Source organism: Paucibacter sp. DJ2R-2 (assembly GCF_025717675.1).
GTDB lineage: Bacteria > Pseudomonadota > Gammaproteobacteria > Burkholderiales > Burkholderiaceae_C > Paucibacter_A.
In genome coordinates, this window is the sequence record NZ_JAJIRT010000014.1 from 72,698 (window position 1) to 86,763 (window position 14,066).

12 protein-coding genes and 1 pseudogene are annotated in these 14,066 nt (G+C 65.2%); 8 read left to right on the forward strand and 5 right to left on the reverse strand.

The genetic code is table 11. The features are described 5' to 3' along the window. The first annotated feature begins 98 nt into the window (after positions 1–98). From LNV28_RS23310 to LNV28_RS23330, 5 genes are all read left to right on the forward strand, one after another. Complete coding sequence (locus tag LNV28_RS23310) at positions 99–1,373, forward strand: cyclic di-GMP phosphodiesterase (protein WP_263518066.1); 1,275 nt, start codon at positions 99–101, stop codon at positions 1,371–1,373. Then, entirely contained in the window at positions 1,370–4,162 is a 2,793-nt protein-coding gene (locus tag LNV28_RS23315; RefSeq protein ID WP_263518065.1) for a hybrid sensor histidine kinase/response regulator, read from the forward strand. Before LNV28_RS23310 ends, LNV28_RS23315 begins: the two co-directional genes overlap by 4 nt. Positions 4,163–4,373: 211 nt before the next feature. Beyond that, positions 4,374–4,793, forward strand: a complete 420-nt coding sequence (locus LNV28_RS23320) for a DUF6249 domain-containing protein (RefSeq protein ID WP_263518064.1) — start codon at positions 4,374–4,376, stop codon at positions 4,791–4,793. A 15-nt stretch (positions 4,794–4,808) separates the two neighbouring features. After that, a complete protein-coding gene (locus tag LNV28_RS23325) occupies positions 4,809–5,435 on the forward strand; it encodes an RNA polymerase sigma factor (RefSeq protein WP_263518063.1) in 627 nt (208 codons plus the stop codon). Then, positions 5,432–5,851: a hypothetical protein gene (locus LNV28_RS23330; protein ID WP_263518062.1), complete on the forward strand. Its 420-nt coding sequence runs from the start codon at positions 5,432–5,434 to the stop codon at positions 5,849–5,851. The genes LNV28_RS23325 and LNV28_RS23330 overlap by 4 nt, the downstream gene beginning before the upstream one ends. A 30-nt stretch (positions 5,852–5,881) precedes the next feature. Here the strand turns inward: LNV28_RS23330 and LNV28_RS23335 are convergent, their stop codons facing one another. Together LNV28_RS23335 and LNV28_RS23340 are read right to left on the reverse strand one after the other, a co-directional pair. Next, positions 5,882–6,721, reverse strand: a complete 840-nt coding sequence (locus LNV28_RS23335) for a substrate-binding periplasmic protein (RefSeq protein WP_263518061.1) — start codon at positions 6,719–6,721, stop codon at positions 5,882–5,884. Next, complete coding sequence (locus LNV28_RS23340; protein ID WP_263518060.1) at positions 6,711–7,529, reverse strand: substrate-binding periplasmic protein; 819 nt, start codon at positions 7,527–7,529, stop codon at positions 6,711–6,713. The genes LNV28_RS23335 and LNV28_RS23340 overlap by 11 nt, the downstream gene beginning before the upstream one ends. Positions 7,530–7,634: 105 nt before the next feature. Here LNV28_RS23340 and tgt point away from each other — a divergent pair, with 105 nt between their 5' ends. Continuing rightward, positions 7,635–8,771 carry a tRNA guanosine(34) transglycosylase Tgt gene (gene tgt / locus LNV28_RS23345; RefSeq protein WP_263518059.1) on the forward strand — a complete coding sequence of 379 codons (1,137 nt, stop codon included), beginning with the start codon at positions 7,635–7,637 and terminating at the stop codon, positions 8,769–8,771. A 4-nt stretch (positions 8,772–8,775) separates the two neighbouring features. Next, positions 8,776–9,474, forward strand: a complete 699-nt coding sequence (locus LNV28_RS23350; protein ID WP_263518058.1) for a UPF0149 family protein — start codon at positions 8,776–8,778, stop codon at positions 9,472–9,474. A gap of 507 nt (positions 9,475–9,981) precedes the next feature. Here LNV28_RS23350 and LNV28_RS23355 read toward each other — a convergent pair. Continuing rightward, entirely contained in the window at positions 9,982–10,935 is a 954-nt protein-coding gene (locus LNV28_RS23355; protein WP_263569047.1) for a hypothetical protein, read from the reverse strand. 559 nt (positions 10,936–11,494) lie between these two features. Between LNV28_RS23355 and LNV28_RS23360 the strand changes: the two genes are divergently transcribed. Beyond that, a complete protein-coding gene (locus LNV28_RS23360) occupies positions 11,495–12,004 on the forward strand; it encodes a hypothetical protein (RefSeq protein WP_263518056.1) in 510 nt (169 codons plus the stop codon). Between the two features lie 13 nt (positions 12,005–12,017). On the opposite strand, the gene LNV28_RS23365 is transcribed toward LNV28_RS23360, so the two are convergent. Next, complete coding sequence (locus LNV28_RS23365) at positions 12,018–12,608, reverse strand: malonic semialdehyde reductase (RefSeq protein ID WP_263518055.1); 591 nt, start codon at positions 12,606–12,608, stop codon at positions 12,018–12,020. Between the two features lie 125 nt (positions 12,609–12,733). Beyond that, positions 12,734–14,050 (reverse strand): annotated as a pseudogene (locus tag LNV28_RS23370) (MFS transporter); the annotation flags it as partial. Positions 14,051–14,066: the final 16 nt, after the last annotated feature.

The following is a 14,066-nucleotide window of genomic DNA, read 5'->3' on the forward strand; positions in this document are numbered from 1 at the left end:
ACTCCAGGCGCAGCGCTCATGGGTGTCCGCGACACAGCGCTGTTCGTCCTGATTCGGCGGCCCCAAGCACTTGGGAACATGCTTAAATAATCTCCGCCATGTCTGCATCAGAAAACGAACATCGCATCTCCGTTGATCAGTTGCGCGTGGGCGTCTACGTCTACTTGGATGTGGGTTGGATGGAGCATCCCTTCAACTTCAACAACTTCAAGATCAAGACCGAAGAGCAGCTGCAGACCATTCGCAGCCTGGGCCTGGCCAGCGTGCGCTGGGCGCCGTCCCTGAGTGATGTGAAGCCTTTGGCCAAGAGCGATCAGCCCCCGGCCGCCCCCACTGCGGAGGAACTGGCCCGCCAGGCCGAGTTGGCCGCCTTGATGGCTGCCAAGCAGCAGCGCATTCAGCAGCTGGCCGAACACCGCGAGAAGATCGAGCGGGTCGAGCGTGCCTTTGCCAATGCCGCCGGGGTCATCAAGGGCATCAACAAGACCATTTACTCGCAGCCCAAGCAAGCGCTGAGTGACACCACCGAGCTGATCGGCGGCATCGTCGACGAGATGCTGGCGGCGCCGGATCTGGCCATTCAGGTGATGGGCGACAAGCCCGGCAATGAGGATGTCTATCTGCACTCGCTCAATGTGGCCGTGCTGGCCATGGTGCTGGGCAAGGAGATGAGCATGCCGGCCGAGTTGGTCAAGATGGTGGGCATGGCCGCGGTGTTCCACGACATCGGGCTCAATGACATTCCCGAAAACATCATGCGCAAGGCCGGGCCCTTGAGCAAATTCGAGCGCGAGGCGCGCGAGCTGCACTGTCAGTACGGCCTGGACCTGGCGAAGAAGATCGGCCTGTCCAATGTGCTGTGCAACATCATCTATCAGCACCACGAGGCCTATGACGGCAGCGGCTACCCGAAGAAGCTGGTGGGTGAGGCGATCGACCCCTTGGCCCGCCTGGTGGCGGTGATCAACACCTACGACAACCTCTGCAACGCGCCCCATATCGCCAACTCGCTGACGCCGCACGAGGCCTTGTCGCAGATGTTTGCCCAGCAGCGCAGCCGCTTTGACCCGCGCTTTCTGCAGGCCTTCATCAAGTTCATGGGTGTGTACCCGCCGGGCACCATCGTGGGCCTGTCCAATGATGTGATCGGCTTGGTGATTCGCGTCAACGCCGCCCGGCCGCTCAAGCCCACCGTCATCACCTACGACGCGGGCATTCCGAAGAGCGAAGCCATGATGCTGGACCTCAACGAAGAGGGCGATGTCCACATCAGCAAGGCCTACCGCCCCAGCCAGCTGCCGGCGGCGGTGTATGAGTACCTGGCGCCGCGCAAGCGGGTCAACTACTACTTCGACGGGGGCAAGCCCGCATGAGCTGGGACGCTGCCACTCTGGATCGCGTCATGTGCGACCAGAGCTCGGAGATGCTCTTGGTGGTGGACCCCAAGTCGCTCCACATCATCTCGGCCAACCGGCAGGCTGAAGTCACCCTGGGCTACGAAGCGACGCCGCTGGTCGGCCGCGCCATCACCGAGGTGGAAAGCAGCCTGGCCGATATCTTCTATTGGGAAGATGTGCGCATGGGCGGCGGCAGCGATATCGACAACGCCGAGTCCATGTACATCTGCGGTGACGGCGTGGCGCTGCCGGTGATCAAGTCGATCCGCCGCTTGCGGGGGGACTTCGAAGACGTCTTGGTGCTGCGGGTGCGTGACGGCGCCAGCCTGAAGCGAGGCGAGGCCCAGTTGGCGGCGCTGTCGGGTCAGTTGCAGGCCACCTTGGAGTCGATCTGGGAAGGCGTTTTGGTGGTCGATTCGGCCGGCCATATCGTCAATATGAACCGCCGATTCAGCGCCATGTGGGAGATCCCCGAGGCCGTGCTGCTGCAAGACAGCGAAGCCATCATCGCCTTCCTGATGGAGCAGCTGAGCACGCCGTGGGAGCTGGAAGACGACATCACAGCCTTCAGCCAACAGGGCGGCCAGGATTCACAGACCGTCTGTGACATCACCAAGCTCAAGAACGGCCGTTTGTTCGAGCGCCGCGCCCGCCCGCAAATGGATCGCGGCGAGGTGGTCGGCCTGGTCTACAGCTTCCATGACATCAGCGACTTTGTGCACGCCCGTCAGGAGGCCGAGGAAGCCTCGCGCTCTAAGAGCCGCTTTCTGGCCAATATGAGCCATGAGATCCGCACGCCCATGAATGCGATCCTGGGCCTGCTCAAGCTGCTTCAGCGCACCGAACTCAGCACGCGCCAGCGCGATTACGCCAGCAAGACTGAGGGCGCGGCCCGCTCGCTGCTGGGGCTGCTCAACGACATTCTCGATTTCTCCAAGGTCGAAGCCGGCAAGCTGACGCTGGACCCGCAGCCTCATGCCCTGACGCAAATCTTCCGCGACTTGTCGGTGATCCTGGCTGCCAATGTGGGCGCCAAACCGGTGGACCTGCTGTTTGATCTGGACCCGCAGTTGCCGCCCTTGCTGCGCCTGGATGCCTTGCGCTTGTTGCAGGTGTTGATCAATCTGGCCGGCAATGCGCTCAAGTTCACCGCATGCGGCGAGGTGGTGGTTGGCGTCCAGCTCTTGCAGCATCAGGGCGATGCGGTGCGGCTGGAGTTCACGGTGACGGACACCGGCATCGGCATCGCGCCAGAGCACCATGCCAAGATCTTTTCCGGCTTCAGCCAGGCTGAAGCGTCCACGACGCGCCAGTTCGGTGGCACTGGCTTGGGGCTCGCCATCAGCATGCGCCTGCTGGAGCTGATGGGCGGCCAGATCACGCTGGAAAGCGCCCTCGGTCAAGGCAGTCGCTTCAGCTTTCAACTCGACGTGCCGGTGGTGCAGGCCGAGGCCGATGCACAGCGCGCAGCAGCGGCGAGCCAGGGTCAGGTCTTGCTGATCGACGACAACGCCCATGCCCGCGAGCTGCTGAGCCGCATGTTGGTCGCCGAAGGCTGGCAGGTAGTGGCGGCAGCCAGCGTGGCCGAGGCGCAGGCCTGGATGGCGGCGGCGCCCGATGGCTTGGCGCTGGAACTGGTGCTGGCGGATGCGCAGTTGCCGGGGGAGGATGTTTGGGCCTGCCTGGCGCAGCTGCGTGCCCGGCCCGGCTGGGCCGATCTGCCCCTGGTGATGAGTGGCACGCCGCTGCAGCTGGAAGCGCTGGCGCCGGCCGAGCAGGCGCAGCTGAAGGCCTTCCTGGTCAAACCCCTGATGGCGGTGGCCTTGCGTGAAGCGCTCTGCCCAGCCAAGGACCAGCCCTCAGAAGGTCAGCACGATGGGGATGCCGCCGCAGCAAGCGCCGGCGCGCCGCCGCTGGCGGGCATCCGCTTGCTCGTGGTGGAGGACAACCTCAACAACCAGCAGGTCGCGCGTGAGCTGCTCGAAGATGCCGGCGCCACGGTACGCCTGGCCTCGAATGGGCAGGAGGCGGTGGACATCATGCGGGCCGATGCGGGCGCGGTGGACCTCGTGCTGATGGATGTGCAGATGCCGGTGATGGATGGCTACACCGCCACCCGCATCTTGCGCAAGGAGCTGGGCCTGCGCCTGCCCATCGTGGCGATGACGGCCAATGCCATGGCCTCGGACCGCGAGGAATGCCTGGCTGCGGGCATGGATGACCATGTGGGCAAGCCTTTTGATCTGGACCGGCTGGTGCGGCTGATCCAGAAGCTGGGCCGGCCCACCCGGCGCGGCTCGGACGGTTCGGTCGAAAGCGCAGCAGAAGCAGTTGCTGGAGCAGCAAAGTTTGTCTTTCCCACCTTGCAGGTACCCGCGCCCTTGCTGGAGCGGGCCCTGGCTGACGGCATTCAGATCCAGCTGGCCATGGACCGTTTCATGGGCAAGGTGGCGATGTATCAGAGCAGCGTGGCGGGCTTTGCCGTCTCCGCGGCTGAGTTGCCGGCGCAGATCGAGGCGGCGCTGCAAGCCCGCGATTGGCCCGCCGCCCAGCTGCAGGTTCACGCCAGCAAAGGCATGGCGGCCATCTTGGGCGCTGAGCGCCTGGCTCAAATGCTGGCCGACGGTGAAACCCAGCTGGAACAGGGCGAGGCGCCAGACGCCGCCTGGCTGGCCGCGCTGCCCGCGCAGTTGCATGGCACGGTCGACGCCTTGACGGCGCTGGCCGATGCCTTGATGGCCGTCGCGCCGGGTGCCATGAAGTAGCCGCCGCGGCTTCGGGGCAGACTGCACGCATCGCACATACGCATCGCACATAGGCCTCGCATGCCAGGCGCTCGACCTGACATGCCCAAACTATTTGGCGCGGGATGAATCCAAACACCTCCGCCCGCGCATCCAAGCCTGCGTCCCGATCAGTTTTCTCTTCTTGATCGCCCGAACACTCACTCACTCAAGCATTGCAGGAGCAGCGCCCATGGACTTCATCGATCTGCGTCACGTCCTTCCCTTCCTGGTGCCCATCATGGCGCTGATGATTCCCATCGTGGCCATCATCATGGGCATCCAGGCCAAGATGCGGCGTGAGCAACTGCTGCACGAAACCCTGCGCCAGCTGGCCGACAAGGGCCAGCCTCTGCCGCCAGAGCTCTTGAATCAACTCACCGGCGACGGCCAGGCGCGCATCGATGCCCAGCGGCGGCGCACGAACGCCGGCTTGCAAGCGGGCGCGATCAATGTGGCCGCAGGCCTGGGCTTGGCTCTGATGTTCTATCTGATGAACCCGGGCAGCTGGCTCTGGGCCATCGGTTGCCTGCCGGGCTTCATCGGCATCGCCTTGTTGATCGTGTGGCGGGTAGAGACGCGCGGCCAGAAGGATGCTCAGGCGAACGCCTAAGATCAGGCTCCGCGCATGGTCGACGAGGCTTTCAGCCGCGAGGATGCACAAGACGCCCAGGACCGCCTCTGGGTGCGCCAGGTGCAGCTGCATGACGACCGTGCGGCCTTTGCCTGCTTGCTGCGCCGCCACCAGGGCATGGTGCGCGCCCTGCTGCGCCGCCTGACCCGGGGCGACGCGGCGCGCGCCGACGAGCTGGCGCAAGAGGCGTTCTTGCAGGCCTACCGCGCGCTGCCGGGCTTTCGCGGCGAGGCACGCTTTCGCAGCTGGCTCTACCGCATCGCCTGCAACTGCTTTTTGCAGCAGCAGCGCCTGGGCGCGAGCGAACTGGCCCAGCACAGCGAGAGCCTGGCGGAGGACGATGGGGCCTGGGAGGGCGAGACGGCGGTAGGCGCACAGGCCGAGCTGCCCCACCAAGTGGCCCTGCGCCTGGATCTGGGCCGGGCGCTGGCGCGGCTGAGCGCGCCGGAGCAGGAGGCCATCGTGCATTGCTACTTGGCTGACTTGTCCCACAGCGAGGCGGCCGCGCTCTTGGGCTGGCCGCTGGGCACGCTCAAGACCCATCTGCTGCGTGGCAAGATCAAGCTCAAGGAATTCCTGCAGGCCTGGGCGCCGCACGCGACTGAAGAGGTGTTGCCATGACGCACACGACAAGCTCATTGAACCCCAGCTCGGACCGGCTGGACCCCGCCGACGAGGCCTGGCTGGACGGCCTGCTGCGCGAGGCGGCGGCCGATCTGGCGCAGGAGGCGGCAGCGCTGGATGGGGTGGATTTCAGCGCCGCGGTGCTGGCGGCCTTGCCGGCGCAGCAGCTGGCTTTGAGCGCAGCGGCAAGGCCCTCGGCCGCCGCCCGGCTGCTGGCTTGGCTGATGCCGCTGGCGCTGGGTCTGGCCGCGGCGGGCTTGCTCTGGCTGCTGCCCGAGGGCCTCAGCGCCTGGGGTTCGCCCGAGGCGCTCAGCTTGAAGGGACTGGAGCGATGGCTGCCGCCGCTGGCGCTGGCGGTCTGGCTGGCCTGGGGCTCGACGCAGCAGGCGCTGGGGGCTTTTGAAGGCCGGTGAACGTGGGTGAGATCGGCGGGGTCGAGGCCCTCAGGGCTGGGTGCCGGGCGGCAGTCGGACCCGGCTGGCCACCTCCGCGCCCACATGCTTGCTGAGAATTCGCTCAATCTCGCCGTCGGCCACCATGGCGGCCAGATGGCGGCGCATCAGCTGGCGGTCGGCCGCGCTGACCAGGGTTTTGCTGGCGACGATGCTGCCGATGGCGCTGTCGCCCGGCGCCCAATCGAGCATGGTCAGGCCCTTCATGGCGTCGCCGCGCCAATGTTCGAGCACCATGGGGTGGGCAAACATCAAGTCGCCACGGCCGGCCTTCAAGACCTTCAAGGCGGTCGGAAAGTCACCGACCTCGCTGACCCGCTTCAGGGCGCGCAACTGTTCGATCCAGGCGTCGATCTGCTGCCCGTGGCGGAAGCTGCGCACCACCAGCAATTGCAGCTTGGGGTCGGCGAGGAAATCGTCAAAGCTCGCCAGGCTGCGTGCGGTTTCGCGCGACATCAGGGCGTAGTTGCGGGTGCCCAGATAGGGCCAGAACTCGGCCAGCTGCTCGCGCTCGGGAGTCGCCACCCCGGACACCGTCATCTCCAGCGTGCCTTGCTTGAGCTGCTCCCATATGCGCGCACGCGAGTCGACGCGGGTGTTCAGCACGCAGCCGCTGCGCCGGGCCAGCGCTTCGACCACGTCTTTGTCCACGCCTTGCGGCTGGCGCTGGGCGTCGAAATAGCCGAGGCTGCCGAATTCATACAGGGCCACGCTATAGGGGCCGCAGGCCCGGGCTGTGGCGGGCGCCAAGCCCAGGCATGCGAGGAGCAGAGCCAGGGTGATCGTCAGGGCCGAGCGCGGAATGCGGGCCGGACGCAGTTCAAGGGGCATGGTTCGCCTCGAGTTGCATGTCGCGCGCCAGGGCTTCGCCGACATGGCGTTTGAAGATGTCGTAAAGGCTGCCGTCGGCCTGCATCGCGCGCAGCGCGGTCCGCAGGCGCTCGCGGTCGGCGTCGGCGACACGTTGGCGCGACACGATCAGCGCATGAATGATGCGTTCCTTGGGCGCCCAGTCCATCACCTTCACCTGATTTTGCAGGCCTTCCTGCCGCAGCAAGCGTATCAGGCTGGTGGGCAAGGCCAGCAGCGCATCGACACGGCCGAGCTTGAACATGCGCACGGCAGTTTCGAAATCTGCCAACTCGATCACGCGGTGTTGTTCGCGCAGGCTTTTCAGCCAGCTGTCGTAAAAGCTGCCGTGCTTGAAGCTCTTGACCACGCCCACCAAGCTTTTCCCTTCGGCTAAAAAGGCTTCCGGCGTGCTCAGCCGTTCGCTCAGCTCCGGGCGCAGCAGGGCGTAGTTCCGGGTCTGAAAGTAGGGGATGAAGCTGGCGAACTGCTCGCGTTCGGGTGTTGGAATGCCGGAGACGCTCAGGTCCAGCAAGTTCTTGGACATCTGGTCCCAGATTCGCACTCGCGACTCCACCACGACCTGGAAGCGGCAACCGCTGCGCCGCGACAGTTCTTCCACCACGTCCTTGTCGATGCCGGCATAACTGCCATCGGCTTCTCGGTAGAAGAGCGCACCCAGCTGGTAGTAGGCCAAGGTGTAGGTGCCGCAGGGCCGGGCTACATCGGCGGCCCTGGGCTGGCCACACAGGGCCAGCAGAGTCAGGAGGCAGAGAACGGATCTAGGCATGGCAGCTGAGCAACCGCGGCTGCTGGCTCGTCCGCTGGGCGGATCTTCGAAAGCCCCTGAGCGGGCAGTTTACGGCCGGAATACAGCTGCGACAATCGCGGCACTATGCTGAAGTTCGAACTGCTCAAGACCGAAGGCCACGCCCGCCGTGGCCAGATGACGCTCAACCATGGGGTCGTGCAAACGCCGATCTTCATGCCGGTGGGTACTTATGGCACCGTCAAGGGCGTGATGCCGCGCTCGCTCGAGGAGATGGGCGCCCAGATCATCCTCGGCAACACCTTCCACCTGTGGATGCGGCCGGGCCTGGACATCATGAGCAAGTTCGGCGGCCTGCACCAGTTCGAGAGCTGGAACAAGCCCATCCTGACCGACAGCGGCGGCTTCCAGGTCTGGAGCCTGGGCGAGATGCGCAAGATCAGCGAAGAGGGCGTCAAGTTCGCCTCGCCGGTCAACGGCGACAAGCTCTTCCTGACGCCCGAGATCTCGATGCAGATCCAGACGGTGCTCAATTCCGACATCGTCATGCAGTTCGACGAGTGCACGCCTTACGAAAGCAAGGGTCACATCACCACCGAACTGGAAGCCCGCAAGAGCATGGAGATGAGCTTGCGCTGGGCCAAGCGCTGCCAGGACGAGTTCGCCCGCCTGGAGAACCCCAACGCGCTGTTCGGCATCGTCCAGGGCGGCATGTTCGAGAACCTGCGTGACCATTCCCTGGCCGGCCTGGCCGAGCTGGACCTGCCCGGCTATGCCATCGGCGGCCTGTCGGTGGGCGAGCCCAAGGAAGACATGCAGCGCGTGCTGGCCCATATCGGCCACCAGCTGCCCGCGCAAAAGCCGCGTTACTTGATGGGCGTGGGCACGCCGGAAGACCTGATCGAAGGCGTCAGCCGCGGCATCGACATGTTCGATTGCGTCATGCCCACCCGCAATGCACGCAACGGCCATCTGTTCACCCGCTTTGGCGACCTGCGCCTGCGCAACGCCCGCTACAAGACCGACGAGCGGCCGGTGGACGAGACCTGCACTTGCTACACATGCAAGACCTTCAGCCGCGCCTACCTGCACCACCTGGACCGTTGCGGCGAAATGCTGGGCCCCATGCTAACCAGCATTCACAACCTGCACTACTACCTGAACCTGATGCAGGAAGCGCGTGACGCGCTGGATCTGCCCGGCGAGGGCGGCTTCGCCGCCTTCCAGGCCAAGTTCGCGGCCGACCGCGCCCGAGGGGTCTAGTTCGGTGTTCGCCCTCAAGGCGCTCAATGTCGAGCTGGGCTGGTCGCTGGACGACATCGCCGCGCTTGAAGACGCCTTGTTTGCCGACGACGTCGGTCTCGATCAGCCCATGCAGGCGCCGATGATCGACGGCTTCATCTGCGCCTTGGTCAGCGGCCCTAAGCATGTGGCGCCCGAGCAGGCCCTGGCCTGGGTTTTCGATGCCGAGCACGGCCAGCAGCAGCCCAGCTTTGCCGACCTGGCCCAAGCCCAGCAGGTGCAAGCCCTGCTGCTCAAGCAATGGCAGGCCACGGCCGCGGCCTTGCGCGAGCCCGAGCGGCAGGTCTACCAGCCCCTGTTCGGCTGCACCGAGGGCGAAGACGGCCAGCCGCTGGTCATCCTCGACGACTGGTGCCAGGGCTATCTGTGCGGCATCCAGCTGGACGCGCCGGCTTGGCAGCCGCTGCTGCTGGCGCACCCGGAATGGTTCGAGACCCTGCAGCTCTACGGCAGCGAGGCCGGCTGGGAACGCTTGGAGCAGCAGCCGCCCAGCGAAGCGGCGCACGACCAAGCCGCGGCCGAGCTGGTACGGCAAGCGCAGCAGATCCAGCGCTATTGGCAGGGCCAGCGCGATGCCGCAGAGGCGGCCGCCGCGTCAGGGGCGCCGGCGCTGTGTGCTTGCGGCAGTGGCCGACCCTATCCGCTGTGCCACGGCGCCAACTGACGCGTCCATTGACGGCGGTCGGTCCGCTTGGCGTGTCTTCTAAGTGCGTTAAAGAAGCTGCTTTGGCACGCCGCCGCTGAAAAGGGCTTGGCGACGCGTGCGCCATCGAGTCATTGCAGGTCGTTCACAAGTGGCTGCGAGGTGGATACAGTCGCGCCAAATTTGTTGGCCAGACCGGGCGAGTTCCATAGTGATCAGATCGCCAGCTACCAGCCGCCGAACTGTGTCGGGCACCGGCCTCATCTACGCATCCGCCATTGACAACATGCCGTCCGCTGGTGAGTGCCTTCGAACCCCCCTCCATTGCGCCGGTGAGCGCCTGCGCTGAGCGGCAAGCCGTTCCACTCCATTTCCGCCGAATCAATGAAGTGCCAGTGCTGCTCACGTCAGTAGGCGATGCTCACCCTTTGTACCGCGACCGAAGACGGGCCTAAGCTTCTGGCATCAGAGTTTTTGGCTTTGTGTTCAGCTGGCAGTTCCTGTCGTCAGCCCGATCTATGCGTGGACTCACCCTTGTGTGACGCCGCCTTTCTTGCGCAGTGCGCGCCGGCTGGCCAGCAGCAGCAGGCCGGAAGTCATTAGTACGACAGAGGCTGGCTCCGGAATAGGATTGGCGTGCGTATACCCCCAGATGTCCGCGGACAGCGTCACCTTCGCGTACATGACTTCGTCGGTGTCGTTGGTCAGCGTCACTGAATTCGCGGTCCAGTGCCCGCTGTCTGTCGCGCCGACGTAGCTGTTGTTCAAGACAGTGGAACGCACCTCGAGCTCATGACGAACGAAGTGGGTCTGGTTTGAGTTGTCGACCATGGCCCAGAAGCTCATCCCTGCGCGAGAGAACTCCCCGCCAAAAATCGGGTTGACTGTGACGCCACCGGTCGTTCCGACCTCGATGTCGACATCGAAGCTGAACGTGATGCTGGTCCATGGGGTCAGCGATAAATTACCGTAGATCATGGAATTCGCCGGCAGTACAGCCCTGGCGGAGAACTCTGAGCGATCGTCAAACAACGTGGATGGCTGAGCCCAACCAGACAGCCTCATCGTCGTGGTCAAGCCCGGGACGCTTCCGGGCCCGATGGAAGCTGCCACGGCTGCTGTGGGAGTGTCTACCTGCGTCGAGATCGCGTCGAGCGGCTGAGCCCCAACGGCACCACCATACTTGTAGGTTCCTGCATTCAAGGCACCTGCCTGGGCTTCGATCTTGTTCCCGAGTATTGCATTCGGGAGAACAAAGCCCATTGCCGGATCGATGCCGTCTTCTGGCTTCAAATCAGTCAGTCCGATACGGAAGTCAGAAACCGCGATTGACCCGAAGCTCGCGGCCGTAGCCGATGTGCAAAGGACCGCGCCCGAAAGTAACGCGAAGACAGCTGGCGCCACGCGCCTGGATACATAGACATTCATGCTTTGTTCCCCCTGAAGCCACCATGCTAACTGCCCGATCCGCTGGTACTTCATGGGGACTTCCCGAGAACCAGCCCCGGGGCAGGCGTGTAGCTCTCTCAGCATTGGCGCGTCGGGCCCACATAGCTGGCCATGATTACCCTGGACGAACACCTCTCACACTTCATGTCGCCGCGGCTATCCGTCCAGCGCTCTGGCCACAAGTAGCTTCAGGGTTTGGCGCATAGGCGGTTCCTTTCTTCCAGAGGTCAACTCTCTGTGCCGTGTCGGCTCAAGCTAGCGATGAATCCGACGGCAACTTACCCAATAAAGCGTGGCCGGGCCGTCGGGACTCCGTCTGGCGCACCCCGCCATAGGCAGCCAACCATCGCCTCCGGTGCCGTCGGCTGCATGTTCCCCAGCTTGGAGTCCTAGCCATCTCGCAGCGCTTGATGGAAGCTTGGTCAGGTCGGGCCCGCACGTCTCAACCTGGCTGGCTTGAGATCGCTGGGCCAGGCGCGACAACTTGTGCCGATCCGTCGCCAGTCTGTGATGCGAGTCGCACTTAACTCGGCGCCCAGGGTGTCCTTTGGCACGGTGAACGCCAGAGGCCCTGGGCCATGATGGGCTCATCATGAAGTCCCTGCCGCTGCGATTCTTGTGGCTGCCGCTGCGCGGCGTGATCCGCCTGCTGCTGGCGCTGCTGATCCTGTTCGAGGAATGGGGTTGGGAGCCGCTGGCCCGGCAACTCGCGCGCCTGGCGCAATGGCCGCCATTGCGGCGCTTGGAGGCGGCCATTGGCCGGCTGCCGGCCTATGGCGCGCTGGCCGTGCTGCTTTTGCCGGCGCTGGCGCTGCTGCCGGTCAAGATCGGCGCGCTGTGGCTGATCAGCAGCGGCCGTGCCGGCCTGGGGCTGATCCTCATCGTGCTCGCCAAGCTGCTGGGCACGGCCGTGCTCGCGCGCCTGTTCAGCCTGACCCGGCCCGCGCTGATGCAGCTGGCCTGGTTTGCCCGCGGCTACCAGCGCTGGAGCTTGTGGAAGGCCGGGCTCCTGGGCTGGCTGCACGCCAGCTGGGCCTGGCGCCAGGCCCGGGCGATGCGCAGGCTGCTGCGCCTGCAGTGGCGACGCTTTCGCCAGGCCTGAGCGAGCGTTCCGATCAGAGAATCTGCGCGACCTGGTCGAAGCCCAGGCGCGGGCCGCGCGGGTAGTTGCCGGCCGGGTCGCCGTAGCCGAGGTTGATCAGGAACTGCGACTGGAAACGGCCGTCGGGGAAGAACTCGGCATTGACCTTGGCATTGTCGAAGCCGCCCATGGGGCCGCAGTCCAGGCCCAGCAGACGGGCGGCGATGATGAAGTAGGCGCCTTGCAGATGCGAGTCGCGGCTGGCGGTGCTGGCGGCCATGGCGGGGTTGCCGACGAAGGAGTCGCGCGCGCCGGGCACGGCCGGGAACTGGGTCGGCAGGTGTTCAAAGAACTGGCTGTCGGCCGCGACGATCACGGTCACCGGTGCGGCCAAGGTCTTGGCCAGATTTCCCGCCGCCATGGCCGGCGCCAGGCGCTGCTTGGCCTCGGGGCTGCGCACGAAGACATAGCGCACCGGTTGGCCGTTCATGGCCGTAGGGCCCCACTGGGCCAGCTCAACGATCTGCTGCAGCACGGCATCGCTGACCGGCTGGTCCTGAAACTTGTTGAAAGTGCGGGCTTGGCGGAAGGCTTGGTCGAGGACCTGGCTGCTGACGTGGCTCATGGTGCGGCTCCGGTGCGGTGGGGGGTGAGCCGCACTGTAGGGTGCCTCAGGCCCGAAGTCGGTGCGCTGGCTTGAAGTCAGGCTTCAATTCGATTGAATGCTGAGGTCTAGGCCCCTCGTAGCAGGGCGGCAAAGCGCTGCAGATACTCCGGCACGCGGATGAAGACGTAGAGGCTGACGGCCAGATTGGCCAGGCCCACGGTCAGGAAGAGCTCGGGGATGCTGAAGCCGGCCGCGCTGAGCAGCAGGCCGGCACCCAGGGAGCTGGCGATCATGAACAGGGCGTTGAGGATGTTGTTGGCGGCGATGATGCGGGCGCGGTAGGCTGGCTGCGAGCGCAGCTGGATCAGCGCGTACATGGGCACGCTGTAGAGGCCGGTGAACAGGGCCAGCAGGCCCAGATCGGCCATCACCCGCCAGTGCGCGGGCTGGGCGAAGAAGACCGACAGGCCCTCGAGTGCCGCCTTGGCCGGCAGGCCGCGCGAGGCGAAGTACAGGTCCACCGAGAACAGCGTCATGCCGATGGCGCCGACCGGCACCAGGCCGATCTCGACCGCGCGGCGCGAGAGCAGCTCGCAGAGCAGGGAGCCGATGCCTATGCCGACCGAGAACATCACCAGCAAGGCGGTGGCAACTTGCGCGTCGCCATGCAGCACCTCTTTGGCAAAGGCCGGGAAGTTGCTCAGATAGACGGCACCGAAGAACCACATCCAGGAGATGCCCAGCAGGGAGCGGAACACCACCGGCTCTTCACGTGCCAGCTTGAGGTTGCGCCAGGTCTCGGTGAAGGGGTTCCAGTTGATGGTGAGGCCGGGGTCGGTGGGCGGCGAGTCGGGGATGTAGTGGGCCAGCCAGCGGCCGAGCACGGCGGTCAGCAGGCAGGCGATGGCCACGTACTGCGCGCCCACGCCGGGCATGGCGATCAAGAGGCCGCCCAGCACCTGGCCCAGCAGGATGGCAACAAACGTGCCCATCTCGACCATGCCGTTGCCGCCCAACAGCTCGCGCTCGCTGAGCTGCTGCGGCAGGTAGGCGTATTTGACCGGGCCGAACAGGGTGGAGTGCAAGCCCATCAAGAGCACGCAGGCCAGCAGCACCGGCACTTGGGTCGTGAAGTAGCCCCAAGCGGCCAGGGCCATGATGGCGATCTCCACCGACTTGACCCAGCGCATCAGCCGCGCCTTGTCCAGCTTGTCGGCCAGCTGCCCGCTGGTGGCCGAGAACAGCACATAGGGCAGGATGAAGAGCGCGTTGATCAACAGCCCGGCCTGCGCGGCCGGCAACCAGTCCAGCTGCAGCTGGTAGGTGATCAGGATGATCAGCGGGAATTTGAAGAGGTTGTCATTGCCGGCATTGAGGAACTGCACCCAGAAATAGGGCGCGAAGCGGCGCTGGCGCAGCAGCGCGAATTGGCTGCTGTGCGTCGAATCGGCTTGGGACATGGGTGGCGGTTCCGGC